Annotated in this window: 15 protein-coding genes; 12 read left to right on the top strand and 3 right to left on the bottom strand. The window is 43.5% G+C overall.

Going from position 1 to position 17,787, the window contains the following annotated elements; all coding sequences use genetic code 11:
- The first annotated feature begins 5 nt into the window (after nt 1–5).
- From F0361_RS10720 to F0361_RS10695, 6 genes are read left to right on the top strand one after another with little or no spacing between them, the layout of a single operon-like run.
- Nucleotides 6–983, top strand: a complete 978-nt coding sequence (locus tag F0361_RS10720) for a stage II sporulation protein M (RefSeq protein WP_154918618.1) — start codon at nt 6–8, stop codon at nt 981–983.
- On the top strand, nt 964–1,845 hold the full coding sequence (locus F0361_RS10715; protein WP_154918617.1) for a hypothetical protein: 882 nt from the start codon (nt 964–966) through the stop codon (nt 1,843–1,845). Before F0361_RS10720 ends, F0361_RS10715 begins: the two co-directional genes overlap by 20 nt.
- Before the next feature lies 1 nt (nt 1,846).
- The gene (locus F0361_RS10710) at nt 1,847–2,584 is read left to right on the top strand and encodes a DUF4129 domain-containing protein (protein WP_154918616.1); all 738 of its coding nucleotides are present in this window, start codon (nt 1,847–1,849) and stop codon (nt 2,582–2,584) included.
- A complete protein-coding gene (locus tag F0361_RS10705) occupies nt 2,577–3,797 on the top strand; it encodes a DUF4350 domain-containing protein (RefSeq protein ID WP_154918615.1) in 1,221 nt (406 codons plus the stop codon). The genes F0361_RS10710 and F0361_RS10705 overlap by 8 nt, the downstream gene beginning before the upstream one ends.
- Nucleotides 3,787–4,785 (top strand): AAA family ATPase, encoded by a 999-nt coding sequence (locus F0361_RS10700; protein WP_154920208.1) that lies wholly within the window; start codon nt 3,787–3,789, stop codon nt 4,783–4,785. Before F0361_RS10705 ends, F0361_RS10700 begins: the two co-directional genes overlap by 11 nt.
- The gene (locus F0361_RS10695; protein WP_154918614.1) at nt 4,786–6,117 is read left to right on the top strand and encodes a DUF58 domain-containing protein; all 1,332 of its coding nucleotides are present in this window, start codon (nt 4,786–4,788) and stop codon (nt 6,115–6,117) included.
- Nucleotides 6,118–6,120: 3 nt separating this feature from the next.
- On the opposite strand, the gene F0361_RS10690 is transcribed toward F0361_RS10695, so the two are convergent.
- On the bottom strand, nt 6,121–6,588 hold the full coding sequence (locus F0361_RS10690) for a hypothetical protein (protein ID WP_154918613.1): 468 nt from the start codon (nt 6,586–6,588) through the stop codon (nt 6,121–6,123).
- Between the two features lie 330 nt (nt 6,589–6,918).
- Here F0361_RS10690 and F0361_RS10685 point away from each other — a divergent pair, with 330 nt between their 5' ends.
- The 4 genes from F0361_RS10685 (at nt 6,919) to F0361_RS10670 (ending at nt 11,508) form a co-directional block, all read left to right on the top strand.
- Nucleotides 6,919–7,632, top strand: a complete 714-nt coding sequence (locus F0361_RS10685; protein ID WP_154918612.1) for a pirin family protein — start codon at nt 6,919–6,921, stop codon at nt 7,630–7,632.
- A 129-nt stretch (nt 7,633–7,761) separates the two neighbouring features.
- Nucleotides 7,762–8,859: a Gfo/Idh/MocA family protein gene (locus F0361_RS10680; protein ID WP_154918611.1), complete on the top strand. Its 1,098-nt coding sequence runs from the start codon at nt 7,762–7,764 to the stop codon at nt 8,857–8,859.
- A gap of 168 nt (nt 8,860–9,027) precedes the next feature.
- Nucleotides 9,028–11,223, top strand: a complete 2,196-nt coding sequence (locus tag F0361_RS10675) for a transferrin receptor-like dimerization domain-containing protein (RefSeq protein ID WP_154918610.1) — start codon at nt 9,028–9,030, stop codon at nt 11,221–11,223.
- Between the two features lie 57 nt (nt 11,224–11,280).
- On the top strand, nt 11,281–11,508 hold the full coding sequence (locus F0361_RS10670; protein WP_154918609.1) for a putative signal transducing protein: 228 nt from the start codon (nt 11,281–11,283) through the stop codon (nt 11,506–11,508).
- Nucleotides 11,509–11,545: 37 nt separating this feature from the next.
- On the opposite strand, the gene F0361_RS10665 is transcribed toward F0361_RS10670, so the two are convergent.
- Nucleotides 11,546–12,475: a 3-keto-disaccharide hydrolase gene (locus tag F0361_RS10665; protein WP_154918608.1), complete on the bottom strand. Its 930-nt coding sequence runs from the start codon at nt 12,473–12,475 to the stop codon at nt 11,546–11,548.
- 332 nt (nt 12,476–12,807) lie between these two features.
- Between F0361_RS10665 and F0361_RS10660 the strand changes: the two genes are divergently transcribed.
- Together F0361_RS10660 and F0361_RS10655 are read left to right on the top strand one after the other, a co-directional pair.
- Nucleotides 12,808–16,215, top strand: a complete 3,408-nt coding sequence (locus F0361_RS10660; RefSeq protein WP_154918607.1) for a HEAT repeat domain-containing protein — start codon at nt 12,808–12,810, stop codon at nt 16,213–16,215.
- Nucleotides 16,216–16,293: 78 nt separating this feature from the next.
- Nucleotides 16,294–16,815: a DUF5004 domain-containing protein gene (locus F0361_RS10655; RefSeq protein ID WP_154918606.1), complete on the top strand. Its 522-nt coding sequence runs from the start codon at nt 16,294–16,296 to the stop codon at nt 16,813–16,815.
- A 26-nt stretch (nt 16,816–16,841) separates the two neighbouring features.
- Here the strand turns inward: F0361_RS10655 and F0361_RS10650 are convergent, their stop codons facing one another.
- The gene (locus F0361_RS10650; protein WP_154918605.1) at nt 16,842–17,786 is read right to left on the bottom strand and encodes an NAD(P)H-dependent flavin oxidoreductase; all 945 of its coding nucleotides are present in this window, start codon (nt 17,784–17,786) and stop codon (nt 16,842–16,844) included.
- Nucleotide 17,787 lies beyond the last annotated feature (1 nt).

The raw sequence follows: 17,787 nt of genomic DNA, 5'->3' as shown, positions 1-17,787 counted from the left end.
AGTCAATGCGCGAAGCCGCCTTTGTAAAGCAAAATAAGGACAAATGGTCAACTTTTGAAAGCGCCTTGGTTAACAAAACGAATCTGGACCCAAATGTATTGTCCGATTTATATATAGAGGTTACAGACCATCTGAGCTACGCCAAAACCTTCTACCCAAAGAGCAATACCGAGTTTTACCTCAATTCCCTCGCCTCACAGGCACATCAAAAAATATACAAGACAAAGAGGGAGTCCAAAAGCCGCATCATCACCTTCTGGAAAACGGAATTCCCCCTAATGTTCAAAAACCATCACCGGGAGCTGCTCATCGCTTTTCTGGTGTTCCTGTTCTTTTCCTTTGTAGGTGCCTATTCGGCTGCCAATGAAGGGGATTTTGTCCGTTCCATATTGGGAGATGCCTATGTGAACATGACCCTTGAAAACATCGAAAAGGGCGACCCCATGGCGGTTTATAAGCAAATGGGGGAGTTCAATATGTTCTTGGGAATCACCATCAACAACATACGGGTAGCCTTGATGGCCTTTGTGTATGGCATTACTCTGGGAGTGGGAACCCTGATGGTCATGTTACAGAATGGAATCATGCTCGGCAGCTTTCAATATTTTTTCTACGAAAAAGGATTGCTGTGGGAGTCGGTGCGTACCATTTGGATCCACGGCACCATTGAGATATCGGTCATAATAATCGCCGGCTGTGCGGGCTTGGTCCTGGCCAACGGTATGTTGTTCCCCGGCACCTTTACCCGCTTGGAATCCTTTAAAAGAGGGGTCAAAAACGGGCTTAAAATAATGGTAAGCACCATTCCCTTTTTTGTGGTCGCGGGTTTCCTGGAAGGTTTTGTAACCAGACACACGGAAATGCCGGACTGGCTGGCCATCTTGATTATTTTAGGGTCCCTTGCACTAATTATTTTTTACTACGTTATATACCCATACCAAATAAACAAAAGACACAGATTACATGAAGCCAAATTACATTGAGTTCAAAAAGCAGCGGGATCTTGGGGAGATTATCTCGGACACCTTTGCTTTTCTTAGGGCCGAGTTCAAACCCTTTTTCAGTACTTTTTTCAAAATTGTAGGCCCCTTCCTTGCTGCGATGATCGTTGCCCTGGTAGCCTACCTATATTTTATTGGGAATGGTTTCACTTTTATGCTTCAAAATGAAAGCGGCGCGGCAAGCATTGCCACCATTTTCGTGGTTGGGCTTGTATATGTCCTATCGATTATTGTGCTGTACACCATGTCACAATCTACGGTACTGCACTACATAAAATCCTACACCAATGGTAAGGGCACCACAGATTTCAATACCATTCGAAAAGAGGTTTACGGAAGCTTCTGGAGTTTTATAGGATTGGGCATCATGGTTAGCCTTTCCATACTAGTAGGCCTCATGATCTGTATTTTACCAGGAGTCTATCTTTACGTACCCTTGGCACTGTCCTTCAGCATCATGGTCTTTGATAAAATGGGCGCATCGGATTCCTATAGCTACAGTTTTAAGTTGGTAAAGGACGAATGGTGGATATCCTTTGCCACCATCTTCGTCATCGGGATCATCCTATATATAGCGGCCTTGGCCTTCTCCCTGCCCGCGGTGGTGTATCAATGGGCAAAAATGGGCATTCTTTCCGGGGAGGTGGACGCCGAAAACGTCTTTGAAATGACCACGGACCCTATATATATACTTTTTAATATCATAGGTACCGTAGCCCAATTTTTGTTGAACCTTATAAGCATCATTTCCCTGGCCCTTATTTATTTCAACCTCAACGAGAAAAAGAATTTCACCGGAACCTTTGAACAAATAGAAAATCTAGGAAAAACAGCCGAAGAATAATATGCCGAAACGGGTCCTATTGGTACTATTTTTATTTCTGACCGATTTTCTATTGGCCCAGCAGGATTCTTTGGTCGTACAATATGACACTTTGGAAATCGCTCCAGTAACCATAACAGATTCCGATTTGGAGTCCTTTCGGAACGATCCAAAGTTCGATTATGAAGTCGTGGAAAAAAGCGCTCCGGATTGGTGGATTTCTTTCAAGAATTGGTTAGATAGGATATTCATGAGGTTATTCGAGTGGATTTTCGGTATCGAAAAGGCCACCGGGGCCTTCAATGCCTTTCTTCAAATCCTCCCATATCTCCTTTTGGGAATCCTGATTTTTATCCTGATCAAGTTTTTCCTGAACGTACATGCACGCTCCTTGATGCATCCTAAAAACAATAACTCCTTGGTGCATCTGTCTGAAGAGGAGCAAATCATCAAGAACGAGAACATAGAGTCCTTGATCGAAAAAGCCTTGGCCGAAAAGAATTACAGACTTGCGATACGCTATTATTATCTATGGATACTACGGTTGATGACCGATAAGGAAATCATTCAATGGGAGTTGCAGAAAACCAACGAGGATTACCTTTCCGAAATAAACTCAACGGGTTTAAAGGATGCCTTCAAAACCACCACAAATTTTTACAATTACATTTGGTACGGTGATTTTCCATTGGACGAAACCAAATACAACCGTGTGGCCAATGCCTTTATTGCGCTAAAAAAACAGGTCTCCAATGCGTAAAAAAGGGATTTCCTACATAGTGACCGCCATAATACTGATTGCCGGGTTGCTGCTTTTGCAGTACAACAAACCAAAGACCATCAATTGGTTTGAGTCCTATGTGAGTACCCACAAAATTCCGTACGGTACTTTTGTTGTAAATGATTTGATGGAAAACTTGGTTTTCAAGGAAAAAGTACAACAGGTACATGTCCCCCCTTTTGAGTTTTTGGCGGATATGCCATCCAAAAAAGGCATCTATGCATTTGTGAACAATGGCGTATTTTTTGAGGAAGCCGAGCTGAACCGACTCTTGGAATGGACCGCAGAAGGCAATACCTTGTTCATTGCTTCTGAAGGTTTTGAGGAAACCCTTAGGGACACGTTAGGATTTGAACTCGGAACCCGATATGCCGGTTTTGAGGTGACCCAGGATCAGGAACATCGATTGGAAAATTCTAACTTAAAAAGTGGTAAAACCTATGCGTATAAAAAGGAAAGCTTTGTGACCGTCTTTGAAGCAATCGACACCATTAACTCCGTCGCATTGGCCACTGTGGAACTACTCGAGGAGGGAAATGACAAAAAATCCAGGGATGTAACGGCCATAAAAAGTCCGTTCGGTAAAGGTGAAATTATACTATCCACCTTTCCCAAGGCCTTTACAAATTACTTTATTCTGGAGGATGACAACAGGGAGTACACGGCCGGTTTACTTTCCTATTTTGGACAAGAGAAGCATGTCTATATGGACAACTATTACAAAAGTGGAAAGTCCTTCTACACCTCGCCCATGTACATATTTCTGAACACCAAAGAATTGAAATGGGCCTATTATCTCGTACTTATTGGAGGGCTGATCTACATCATATTTGAGGGAAAAAGAAAGCAACGCCCCATACCCGTTGTGAAACCGCTTCAAAACCAGACGCTTGCATTCACCCGAACCATTTCGGACATGTATTTTGAAAAAGGGGACAGAAAATCCATTGCGGAGCATAATATCAATTATTTCCTCCACGATATCAGGAGTCGGTACTATCTTGGAAACGTTACCAAGGAGGAGGAATTTTACAAAAGTGTATCGGCGCGAAGCGGAAACTCCCTTGCCGATACCCAGTCACTTTTTAAGCTGATGGACGAGCTAAGATCGAGCGACCAAGTATCGGAACATCAACTCAAACAACTCAATAATCTGATTCAGAAATTTAAATCTAAAAATGATGGAAAATAACGAGGAGCAAAAAGAAGAACTTGGTTTTGACAGCCGGATTCCCTTGGCCGAGCTGCAAAAGGCGGTAGCCGACATCAAACAGGAACTCTCCAAAGTAATCGTAGGTCAGGAAAACTTTATTGAACTCTTGATCGTGTCACTCTTGGTGGATGGCCATGTCTTGATCGAAGGTGTTCCCGGGGTTGCCAAGACCATTACGGCAAAGCTCTTTGCAAAGACCTTGAAAACAGAATTTAGTCGGATTCAATTCACGCCAGACCTTATGCCCAGTGATATCCTGGGGACATCCGTATTCAATGCAAAAACTACCGACTTTGAGTTTAAAAAAGGTCCAATATTTTCGAATATTATCCTGATCGACGAAATAAACAGGGCGCCCGCAAAGACCCAAGCGGCCATGTTCGAGACCATGGAGGAACGGCAGGTGACCATGGACGGCACTACCTATCCCATGGCCGCCCCGTTCATGGTGTTGGCCACTCAAAATCCCATTGAACAAGAGGGAACCTATGCCCTGCCCGAAGCGCAACTGGACCGTTTCCTTTTTAAAATTAAAATAGACTACCCAAAAACAGAGGAGGAAATCTTGATTTTAAAGACCCACCACGAACGCAAGGGGTCACAACCCCAAACGTTGATAAAGGATATTCTCGACCCAAAACAATTGGCGATTTTCAAGGGACAGATTCAGGAAGTGGTTGTGGAGGAAAAGATTTTCAAGTACATCGCCGAGGTCGTTGCCAAAACCCGAAACCACCCACATCTATATCTGGGCGGTTCACCAAGGGCCTCGATTGCCGCCTTGAACAGCGCCAAGGCATTTGCGGCCATTAACGGTAGGGATTTTGTTACCCCGGAGGATGTAAAAAAAGCCATGGTTCCGGTTTTGAACCATAGGGTCATCCTAACCCCGGAACGGGAAATGGAAGGCATGTCCACGGAGAATGTCGTGCAAATGATCATGGAAAGCGTGGAAATACCTAGGTAAATGAACTTTATAAGGTCCTTTTACATACATAACATCTTTTTTAGGTACCTCGCGATCCTTTCGGGCTGTTTTGTGCTTTCCTATTGGGTCAAACCACTCTACCCCATCGCATGGCTTTTGACGCTACTGCTTATTGGTCTATTTCTTTTTGATATTTTTTTATTGTATGCACCGGGTCAGAACATAAAAGCCGAAAGAAAACTTCCCAAAAAACTCTCCAACAGTGACATAAACCCAATAAAAATCACCTTCGAAACGAGGTATGGATTTAGGACCTATGTTTCCATTATTGACGAACTGCCCGTTCAGTTTCAAAAGCGGGATTTCGACTTTAAAACGTCTCTTATCAAGGGTGAAAAAAAACAGTTCGAGTATGAGGTGCGACCAGTGGACCGAGGAGAATATATTTTTGGAAACCTGATCGTTTTTGCTTCCTCGCCTTTGCGCATCATCAAAAGAAAATACAGTTTTCAAAAAGACCAAATGGTGCCTGTGTATCCCTCCATCATACAGATGCAGCAATATGATTTTTTGGCCATCAGCAAAAGACTTACGACCATCGGCCTAAAAAAGATTCGGAGAATAGGGCATACCCAAGAATTTGAGCAGATAAAGGAATATGTACAAGGGGACGATATTAGAACCTTGAACTGGAAAGCAACGGCGAAACAACATCAATTGATGGTAAACCAGTATCAGGACGAAAAATCGCAGCCCATCTATTCCATCATTGATACGGGAAGGGTGATGAAGATGCCGTTTAACGAATTAAAACTCTTGGACTACTCCATTAATAGCTGTCTGGCCTTTTCCAATGTGACCCTCAAACGAAATGATAAAACCGGGTTGATCGCGTTTTCAAAAAATATTGAAACCTATGTACCGGCCGTTCAAAAGATTACCCACCTCAACACGATACTGGAAAAACTGTACAACATTGGCACCGCATTTACGGATTCCGATTTTGGATTGCTCTACGGACACATAAAACGAAAGATAACCCACCGAAGCCTTTTGTTGCTGTATACCAATTTTGAGCATATTTCAGCGCTAAGGAGACAACTGCCCTACCTCTTGGCGATGGCAAAAAAACATGTACTGGTGGTCATCTTCTTTGAAAACTCCGAATTGGAAAAACTTATCCATACCGATGCCGAGGATATGCAGGCCATTTACCATAAAACCATTGCAGAAAAGTTCTCCCTGGATAAAAAATTGATGCAAAAGGAACTGGAAAAGTATGGTATACAGACCATTTTGACCAAACCTGAAGAACTGACCATAAAGGCTATCAACAAATATCTCGAAATCAAGGCGAGGGGAATTTTATAAAACTTATTCCAAAAAGAAGGATACTTGAATTTGGGATTGAATATCTCCCGAACCTTTTTCCGTAACAACAGGCATAAAAATAGGGGTCGCATTGTTTGAACCATCAGCAACAAGACAACCACATCCCTTTTCGGAGCGACCATTTCTGCGATATGTATTTTTAAACAAGAGTTCCAAGGCCAGTCCGGATATTACCCCGCCCAGTGTGGTATACAACACATCATCTGTTTGCCATAAACCGGAATTGGACTTGTCATACGTTTCCTTGGCAAGACCGGCGGCCAAACTCGAGCCAACGGCACCCGCCCAGGTCCAGCCCCGTTGACCAGGAAATATTTTATTGGCGGCATAGCCACCTACTCCACCAATGACCACTCCGGCACCAACATGTTTTGCGGCATTATTAAAATCTTGTCCAAAGGAAACGGAAAGGTTTAAGCAAAAAAACAAAAGAAAAAATTTAAATTTCATAGCCTAAATTCTTGTTTGTACTTTACAATCCCCAAACGAAAAAATCAATCATTAATTTTATCGTGAAATCAATCTTCAATAAGAAAACAATCTAATTTGTGGTCACCCTACTTAAAAACACAAATTTTTGACCAGAAGCAAAAAAAGCGGCCGAACGGAGATATCAAGAAGTAATGGACTTTGTAAAAAAAACGATATTTTTTCGACTAAGGTGAAAAATAACTACACATAAAATGAGCCATAACAAGCCTTGATACCTACCGACATGTCCCAAAAGTTATTGGGATGGCGAATTACATGTGACCTATAAAAAACAATAAAAATTAACACATGAAAACGATATTACATAAAGCGGACAGCAGGGGCCATGCCGATCATGGCTGGTTAAATTCGTATCACAGTTTTAGTTTTGCCAATTATTTTGACCCCAATCGCATGAATTTTGGAGCATTGAGGGTCTTAAACGACGATACCGTGGCTGCAGGTCGCGGATTTGGGAGGCACCCACATAGCAATATGGAAATCATCTCCATACCCTTGCAAGGCGATTTGAAGCACATGGATATCATGGGCAATTCCACGGTAATTAGGGAAGGTGATATTCAGGTCATGAGCGCAGGTACCGGCGTGGAACACAGTGAATTCAACAACAATATGGATTCGCTGGTCAAATTCCTGCAAATTTGGATCATCCCGAATAAAGAAAACGTGCAACCCAGATATGACCAGATTTCGCTATCTGACCTAAAAGTAAAAAATAAGCTTTATCAAGTACTCTCCCCAAATCCGGAGGACCAAGGTGTATGGATACATCAAAATGCATGGTTCCATATGGGCGATTTTGACAAAGGGCAATCGGAAACCTACGCTTTAAAATCCGAAGAAAACGGGGCCTATATTTTTGTTTTGGAAGGCGAGGTGAGTGTCGAGGGCACAACCTTAAATGCTAGGGACGGATTTGGGATTTGGGACGTGGACTCTATAACGTTCCAGGCATTGAACGATGCCAAATTCCTGATTATGGAAGTACCGATGGAGTTTTAATTTTGATAGGATTTCAAAAACCATCATGAATGTTAGACCTGACAGGTTTACGAAACCTGTCAGGTCTGTTAATTTAATTATCATAAGCTCAATTTAAGTTTGGTATCTTTGGGGAAAAGCCATACCGATATGAAAACTGCATTTGTGATAATTATTTCTATGCTTCTATACGTTTCTTTATCCGCCCAAGAAGAACCTTTAAAATTAGGTATCGCTGGTCTTACCCACGGACACGTCGGATGGATTTTGGGCAGGGAACATAAATCGGATATCAACATGGTGGGTATTTACGAGAAAAACAGGGAATTGGCCCAAAAACTTTCCGAACAATATGGCTTCTCCATGGACATCGTCTACAATAGTATGGATGAAATGCTAAAAGCTGCAAAACCGGATGCCGTAGCGGCCTTCGGCAACATAAAAGATCATCTTTCCGTAGTGGAAGCCTGTGCCTCAAAAGGGGTTCATGTAATGGTAGAAAAACCGTTGGCCGTTAGTCTCGAAGATGCAAAAAAAATGGAAGCTTTGGCAAACAAACATGGTATCCATTTGTTGACAAACTATGAAACCTCTTGGTACGAGACCAATTTCAAGGCAAAAAGTCTTATGGAGGAAGGTAAAATTGGTGGACTACGAAAAGCAATCATCAGGGACGGACACAAAGGCCCCAAGAAAATTGGGGTTTCCAAGGAATTTCTGGAATGGCTTACGGATCCCGATCTAAACGGTGGTGGTGCAATTATGGATTTTGGTTGCTACGGGGCTAATTTAATGACTTGGTTGATGAAAGGTAAAAAGCCGAATTCCGTGACTGCGGTTACCCAACAATTACAACCCGAAAATAATCCAAATGTAGACGATGATGCCACCATAATTCTTACCTATGATACTGCCATGGCAATCCTGGAACCCTCATGGAATTGGCCCATTGGAAGAAAGGATATGGAACTCTATGGCGAAAAGGGCGCCCTGTATTCTGAGAATGCCAATCAGTTGCGTATTAGACTTTCTACAGGCTACAGTTCTTATACTGAGGAAACACTGTTCTTCAAGGACAGGCCAGTTCCTTACGATGACCCTTTTTCTGTACTGGCTGCCGTAATCAATGGAAGTTTGGTATTGGAGAGATATGGTCCGTATACCTTGGAAAACAACATGATTGCCATGGAAATTTTACAGGCTTCGGTTGATAGCTCCAAGTCGGGAAAAACGATACATCTGGAGTAGTGCTCGCTTCTTCTTTGCAACCCTATTGAAAATTCTAAAATAATTAGGTAACTTTCTTGGAATATCTAGTCGCACTATTATGGAATGAGCTTTAACAAGTCTTGATACTTGCCTAGATAATTATTTGCGAATTATATCTGACCTATGAAAAACAATAAAAAAAAACAGATGAAATACACTTGTACCTTTTTGCTTTTATTCTTTGTTTTTGCCTTAGGAAATGCCCAAAATTCAATCCTGGGGTTTTCCGAAAAAAGTGCCAACGAACAACAGGCACTTGAAAAAGCCTTTGAAGAAAAACTCAAGGCCACCAACATTGACAATTGGATACAGAAAATGAGTGCCGAACCCCATTGGGTAGGCACCAAATTTGGTGAGGAAAATGCCAAATGGATGCGGGACCAATTCAAGTCTTGGGGATACGACGCCAAAATAGAAACCTACCATGTCCTGTTCCCTTATCCCACGGAAAGGGTTTTGGAGTTGACCGAACCTACGCAGTATAAAGCAAAACTGACAGCGGTTCCTGTGGAGGGCGACCCCTACACTGCCCAAGGTGATGCCCTACTGCCCAGCTACAATGCCTTTTCAACGGATGGTGACGTGGAAGGCGAACTCGTTTTCGTAAACTACGGTATTCCCAAGGATTATGAGGAACTTGAAAAACTGGGTATCAGCGTAAAGGGTAAAATTGTAATTGCAAAATACCAGGGAAGTTGGCGCGGAATTAAACCAAAACTGGCCGCCGAAAATGGGGCGATTGGATGTATCATTTATTCGGACCCACAAGATGATGGCTATGGACGTGGGGATGTATATCCAAAGGGTGCCTTCAAAAATAAGACGGGAGTACAGCGTGGTTCCGTAATGGACATGCCCACATATCCGGGAGATGTTCTGACCCCTGGTTATGGCGCTACCAAAGACGCAAAAAGGCTAACGAAGGAGGAGGCTCCCACGATTACCAAAATTCCGGTGTTGCCCATTTCCTATGAAGACGCACAACCTTTATTGGAAGCTCTGGAGGGGCCCATTGCCCCGGAATCTTGGCGTGGTGGTTTGCCCATCACCTACCACATTGGGCCTGGAAAGGCAAAAGTACATTTGAAGCTGAAGTTTGACTGGCAACTGGTACCCGCGCACAACGTTATTGCAACCATGAAGGGAACTGAATTCCCAGATCAATGGGTGGTACGGGGAAATCATCATGATGCCTGGGTGCACGGTGCCAATGACCCCGTAAGCGGTATGGTAGCCCTTATGGAAGAAGCCCGTGCCGTAGGGGAAATGGCAAAAAAAGGACAAAAACCTAAGAGAACCTTGGTGTATTGTGCTTGGGATGCGGAGGAACCTGGACTTATAGGTTCTACGGAATGGGTAGAGGATCACAAAAAGGAACTTCAGGAAAAAGTGGTTGCGTATATAAATACCGATGGCAATGGCCGCGGCTTTTTGGGCGTGGGAGGTTCACATTCCCTGCAATCTATGGTAAGCGAGGTTGCCGGAGCGGTTACGGATCCTCAAACAAAGGTTTCCGTCAAGGAACGGAGGATAGCCAGGGATATGGTAAATGGTGGCAACGATACTTTTGAACTCTATGCCCTAGGTTCTGGGTCAGATTATACGCCCTTTATACAACATGCCGGTATCGCTTCGTTGAATCTAGGTTTTGGTGGGGAAAACGAAGGAGGAGAATACCATACCATTTACGACACCTATCCCCATTACAAAAGATTTAAAGATCCCGAGTTTGCCTATGGGGTTGCCCTCGCCAACACCGCCGGAAGGATTACCTTACGATTGGCCAATGCGGATATTATTCCCTTGGATTTTTCCGCATGGTACAAAACAGTATCCGGTTATTTGGAGGAAATCATGGAAGAAACCGCAAAAATGCGTACATCTGTAGAAAAACATAATAAACTCATCGACAGAAATGCGTTCGAATTGGCATTGGATCCTAGGGAGAACATTAAAGCCCCTGAGCGAAAGGAACCTGTTCCCTATTTGGACTTTTCTCCGCTACAAAATGTGCTGAGCGAACTAAAATCTACCATTGATGCGTATAGTTCCATTGATTTACATAAGGTTTCCAAGGCGGAAAAGGAGAAACTCAATGCACTGTTGATGGATGCCGAGCACAAACTTACTTCTGAGGACGGATTGCCCAGAAGACCCTGGTTCAAACATCAAATATATGCCCCAGGATTTTATACGGGGTACGGGGTGAAAACCCTGCCAGGGGTGAGGGAAGCGATAGAACAGAAGAATTGGTCCGAAGCCAAGGAGCAGATATCGGTTCTTAGTGGAACTTTAAGTAACTTTAATGAACACTTGAAGGCTATAATCGGTACTGTAAAATAATTGTTATGAGCGCCTTTGGGGGACAAGTTTGATTAAAATTTTAAAGCAAATAAGAATATGGAATCGGATTATATAAAAGTATTTGGAGGAAATGTCAACGAAAGTAACCGTGTGGAACAATTATTACAGGAAAATGATATAAGCCCGATTGTCAAAAGTGAAAGTGAGTCGGCCAGACTAGCGGGTTTTGGCACACCTTTGCCCCATATCTCGGAAATATATGTACATAAGGACGAAGAAGCAAAAGCATTGAAAATAATATCCCAGTTGGATTGGGAAGCATAAAAAAAGCCTCCTTTAGTTGGAGGCTTTTTACTTTTACCTATTTCGCTGTTATCGGTGTAATTTCGATAGCTTTAAATTCTATGGGACCGTGATCACCCTGTATCATAATGGGGCCTGCTTCGGCTTCATGATTGTCCAAAGCGCCACCGGTCATTCCCAGGATATTCTGTCCGTCAATGACCGTTTTGCCATTGGCAACTATTGTCACCCTTCTGCCAATTAACGTGATATCAAAACTTTGCCACTCCCCTGCTTTCATGGCGACGTTTTCATTGGGTGTGAGTAGTCCATATACGCCCCCAAAATAAATCGACGCCGGGGACATTCCAATATTGTCCGCAATCTGGACCTCATACCTTCCTCTTAAATAAAGTCCACTGTTACTACCTTTTGGATATTTGAACTCCACATGTATTTTAAAATCCTTGAATTTTTCCTTCGATACTAAATTCACCCCAGATGCATTGCTCGTCAAGATACCATCAATCACTTTCCATTGATTACCTTCTTTAATCTCCCAACCATCTAGATTTTTTCCATTGAACAGGTCTATTTTCTTGCCCATTTTTTGGTCATCATAATAAGGCAACTCTGGTGCTCTTTGTCCTGTCCAAGAATAGGTTTTACCATTGGTATATACCATGGTTCCTTCCAATCCTTCACCTATCATTTCAAATTGAAATTCCATATCGGCCGCTCCAGGTTCCCATTGTGGCGGAATCTGAAATTGGAATACATCCCCAAATTTTTTGACTTCGGCTACCGGTCTCGCACTTCCAAAAGCATAGGTAAACCTACCAATTAAAGTGTTGTTTCCAGAATGCATGACCTCCAACCAGCTTGGCAAATAAGTACCTTCTTGAGAGATGGTGAGGTTCCACCTACCTTCCAACGGATGACCTTCTTGGCTCCGGACCACAAAAAAACAACTAAAAAGAATCGGGAAAAGTAATACTCTTAATTTCATAAAGCAGTTCATTAATATATCAATTTATAAGTAAACTACCTCGGGGCAAGCCCTCGAGGCATTCTTTGAAAAAGAATTTTTAATTTCGAGTCCAGCCTTGGTGTATTAAACCCTTTGGCGGTGCGAATAAATGCAGTCTCAAATATAATCGATGCCCAGCGTTTTGTACTTATGGAAAATGGGGAAAATTCATGTATTTAGGCAATAATCGGTACATAAAATTATAAATTTCAAATTTTCGCATAGGTTAATTTATAAATCCACATACTTTTTCCGTTAGTTTGAATTTGATAATTACTATTTTTAGAGCTTCTAAATCTGTAAAGAATATCATGCGATTCCTTTTTAAAGCCCCATTAATTCTCGTTGTATTAGTAGCGATTAATTCCTGTCAAAATAACAAACCTGTTGAAACTCCGGTAGTGATCTATGAAGACAGTACGGCCATAGCAGAAAAAATAGAATCAGCAAGGGCAGGGGTTTCCGCCATCGTAGCCGATGGCCTAAAATTAAGTCTTTGGGCCACCGATTCCCTAGCTCCGGACCCTATCGCCATGGATGTAGATAACGAAGGTAGGATATACATTACCCGATCCAATAGAAATAAAAATTCCGAATTCGATATTCGTGGGCATCGGGATTGGATGACCGCATCCATAGGCCTGCAATCCGTTGAAGATAGAAGGGCTTTTCTTAGGGAGACCTTCGCACCGGAAAAAAGTAAGGAGAATCAATGGTTTCCAGATCTTAATAATGATTCCATTCATGATTGGCAGGACTTGGCGGTTCAAAAGGATGAAGTATGGATGTTGGAAGATTCCGACGGAGATGGTATTGCCGATGTATCGACCCAAATCCTCAACGACTTTAATGACGAAATCAATGATGTTGCCGGTGCGCTTTTGGTACGCGACGAGGATGTATTTGTGGGCATTGGACCGGACATGTATCGCCTAAAGGATACCAATGGGGATAAAATCTTGGATGAGAAAACAAGCATAGCCACCGGTTTTGCGGTACATATCGGTTTTGGCGGACACGGCATGTCCGGGGCAACCCAAGGACCTGACGGCAAGATTTATTGGGGCATTGGAGATATTGGTGCGAACATTACCACGGTTGATGGTGTCAACCATAAATACCCCAATCAAGGGGTCATCGTACGTAGTAATCCGGACGGAAGCAACTTTGAAATATTTGCCCGTGGGCTACGAAATACCCATGAATTTGTATTCGATGCCTATGGAAATATTATTTCCTCCGATAATGACGGGGACCACAAGGGCGAGAGCGAGCGATTGGTCCATATTGTGGAAGGCTCAGATGCCGGGTGGCGTGCCAACTGGCAATATGGCAAGTATACGGACCCAAACAATAATGGATATAATGTTTGGATGGACGAAAAACTATATGTGCCAAGATGGGAAGGACAAGCCGCTTATATCATTCCCCCGATCCAGAATTTTCACAATGGCCCAACCGGAATGCTCTATAACCCGGGAACGGCCCTGGGAAAAAAATGGTTGGACAAATTCTTTTTGGTGGAGTTCGTGGGCGATCCCAGCAGGTCACATATTTGGTCCTTTGACCTAAAACCGAAAGGAGCATCTTTTGAACTGGGTTCGGACCAATCCATTTTAACAGGAGTTCTGCCCACGGGTATCGCCTTTGGACCTGACGGAGCCTTGTATCTAGCCGATTGGATCAATGGATGGGGATCCAAGGATTTTGGTCGGGTTTGGAAATTGGACGTTACGGAGGCGGAAAACGATTTGGAACAACAACGTTTGCAGACCCAAAGGCTTATGACCCATAATTATAGGGATGATGACACGGAAAACCTCATCAAGTTATTAAGTTATGAGGATATGCGTATCAGGTTAAAGGCCCAGTTTGAACTTGCCAATAGGACATTTTGGGGATATCGGGCCTTGGAAAAGGCCATAGTGGAAGAAGAAAATCAATTCGCTAGGATACATGCCATTTGGGGCATCGGCCAAATTGCCTCCGATAATCCAAAAAAAGCGGAACCTTTGGTACCTTTGTTATCGGATAACGATCCTGAGATTATTGCCCAAGTGGCCAAAGTTTTGGGCGACGTTCGGTACCCCGATGCATCGGATACATTGCTATCCTTACTTACCCATGAGAACGACCGGGTAAAATTTTACGCCGCGCAGGCCATGGGACGATTAGGCTATGAACCTGCGGTTGAGCCATTGATCCAAATGCTTGCTGCCAATGATGATCGAGACCTCTATTTGAGACATGCTGCGGTTCTTGCCCTTTCAAGAATAGGGAAGGTAGAACCCATGGTCGCCTTGGCACGGCATGAAGATAGAAGTCTCCGTTTGGCCGCCGTACTGGTGCTGAGAAGACTTGAGAGTCCGGAAATAAGCGTATTCCTATCAGATCCGGACACCAATATTGTTACGGAAGCGGCCAGGGCCATCAACGATGATTGGTCCATAGAAGCTGCCTTGCCAAATCTTGCCGCACTACTGAGAAACGAAAAGTACAAATCTGAACCCTTGTTGAGAAGGGCCATCAATGCGGCGTTGCGTGTGGGAAGTGACGAGGCCTTACAGGACCTGATCGATTTTGCAAAAAAGGAGAGCGTTTCCAATGTTTTGAGGGGCGAGGCGCTATCGGCCTTAAGCACATGGAACAAACCATCTGTTTTGGACCGGGTCGATGGTAGGTATAGGGGCGAAATCATCAGGGACAGCAGTCAATTAAAAGACCGGTTGGAGAAGGAAATCCCCATTTTTCTGGAGCAAAGAAATCCGGAAATCCTCATTGGGGTAGCAAAGGCTTTAAGTGCTGTGGGTATCGATAGCTACAATGACAAACTCTTCAACATTTTCAGGAATAGTAAAAACCATGATGTTAGGGCCGCTATGCTATCGGCATTGGGAAATCTGAACTACGGAAGAATGGAGGTAGCCATGTCCTTGGGCATGAAAGATGCCAACGAGGAAGTGAGAACTGCGGCGGTGGGATTATTGGCCCAATTGAACCTACCCAAAGAAAAGCTTCCCACCTTGGTCGACCCCATTTTTAAAAATGGGTCTACAAGGGAACAACAAAGTATGTTAAATGTATTGGGCGATTTGCCCAAGGATAAAACCAATGCCATCCTGAACAGTCTCATTGACAAAGCCAGTAAAAATAGGTTGGGACAGGATATCATCCTCGATTTGATGGAATCCGTATCGGCAACCGAAGATTCGGTTTTAATTGCAAAAATGGACAAGTTGAATGACGCGGGCTACACGGCCGATTCGTATCTGGAGACCTTGTACGGCGGAAATCGATGGAACGGAAGGGATGTTTTCAATAGCAATCCAACGGCCCAGTGTGTACGCTGTCATGCAGTGAACGGTTCGGGAGGAGAGGTAGGTCCCCCGCTGGATAATATTGCGAATATTTTAACCCGTGAGCAGATTTTGGAGGCCCTTATTGAACCCAGTGCCAGATTGGCGCCCGGATATGGAACCGTAAACCTCACCCTAACCGATGGGCAGATGGTCTCCGGCGTACCTTTGGAAGAAAATAACAAAGAACTGTTGTTACGTACGTCTGAAGCGGAACCTATGCGCGTTCCAAAAGGAAGAATAAAAAAGAGGGAGAACTCGGTATCCTCCATGCCCGCCATGGGCCGTCTCATTACCAGAAGGGAGCTACGGGACCTTATGGAGTACTTGGGTAGTTTGAAGCAACAGGATAAAGGAGCTTAAAGAAAATACTCCATTTAAAAAGTCAAACATCTTAGGCAACCTTTTTCAATAAGCGCATCTTTTCAAAAAAGAAGCCTTATGAACTTACATGTTTTTAAAAATTTGGGAGTTGTCGTACTATGCATGCTATTCGTTAATTGTGATTTAAACGAGGACCCTGTAGAATGTCCATCGCCTTTAACCGGAGATTTGTTGGAAACGGAAGTTACGCTGGTAGGAACCTGGAAAATCATTGGAATAACGGCGGATACGGAGGTGGATATAAGCAATGATTCCGAAGACAATCCAAGCACGGATATTTACAACCAGTCCAGCGATTGTTCCAAGGATGCATTTTACACGTTCAACGAAAATAGGACCTATACCTATAACACGGGTACACAAACGGATGGCTGCACGAAGAATACCACATCAGGGACTTGGCAATTGAATCAAAAGGATCTTTTATTGGTAGTGTCCTGTGGCTCCAATGTTTATGATGTCTCCTTTAACGAGGATGATTCACAATTTTCATATACCCTTTCCCTAGACGTTCAGGAAGTAAATGGCGTGTTGACCAGTGCAAGGATAACGTTCACTTTTTCAAAGGAAGAAAATTAACTTAAGATTCGTTTCAATGAGGATTTCTATTTCCCGTTGCAAAGTAGATTAAGACATCCATTGTATTGATCGATGATTTCCTCCATGATTTCCTTGGCAGGTTTTATATCATGGATAATGGATGAGACCTGACCTATTTCGAGTTCGCCCTCTTCCAGGTCACCCTCGAACATACCTTTTTTTGCTCTGCCCCTTCCTAAAAGAATCTTGAGTTCTTCTGGTTTGGCATCCCTAGCATAAGCGGCCTGCACATCAGAATAAAACTTATTCTTTAATAGACGTACCGGGGTCAACTCCTTCAAGGTCAATAGCGTGTCCCCTTCTTGTGCCTTAACCACCTGATGCTTGAAATTTATATGACTGGACGCTTCATTAGTGGCCACGAACCTACTTCCAATTTGTACGCCATCGGCACCAAGAACCATGGCAGCAAGCATACCAGCCCCAGTGGCGATTCCGCCAGCAGCTATAATAGGAATTTGGATTTTCTCCTTCACCAAGGGTATAAGGACAAAGGTAGTTGTCTCGTCCCTTCCGTTGTGTCCACCCGCTTCAAAGCCTTCGGTCACAATGGCATCCACCCGGGCCTCTTGGGCCTTTATTGCAAATTTTAGACTGCTCACAACATGTACAACGGTTATTCCACGTTCCTTTAAATACCCCGTCCAGGTTTTAGGATTTCCTGCTGAAGTGAAAACGATGCGTACTTCTTCTTCTTCGATGATCTCAAAAATCTCTTTAACATTCGGATAGAGCATTGGAACATTTACCCCAAAAGGTTTATCGGTAGCATTTTTGCATTTTTGGATATGTTCCCTAAGTACCTCCGGATACATGCTTCCTGCACCTAAAAGGCCCAATCCGCCTGCGTTCGAAACGGCGGATGCCAATTTCCAGCCACTGGCCCAGACCATCCCTGCCTGAATGATGGGATATTTTATTTGAAATAATTCGGTTATCCTGTTTTGCATC

The organism is Maribacter flavus (assembly GCF_008386635.1).
GTDB classification, from domain to species: Bacteria; Bacteroidota; Bacteroidia; order Flavobacteriales; family Flavobacteriaceae; genus Maribacter; species Maribacter flavus.
Note: the sequence above shows the minus strand (reverse complement) of the source record. Positions and strands in the feature narration are given on the sequence as shown.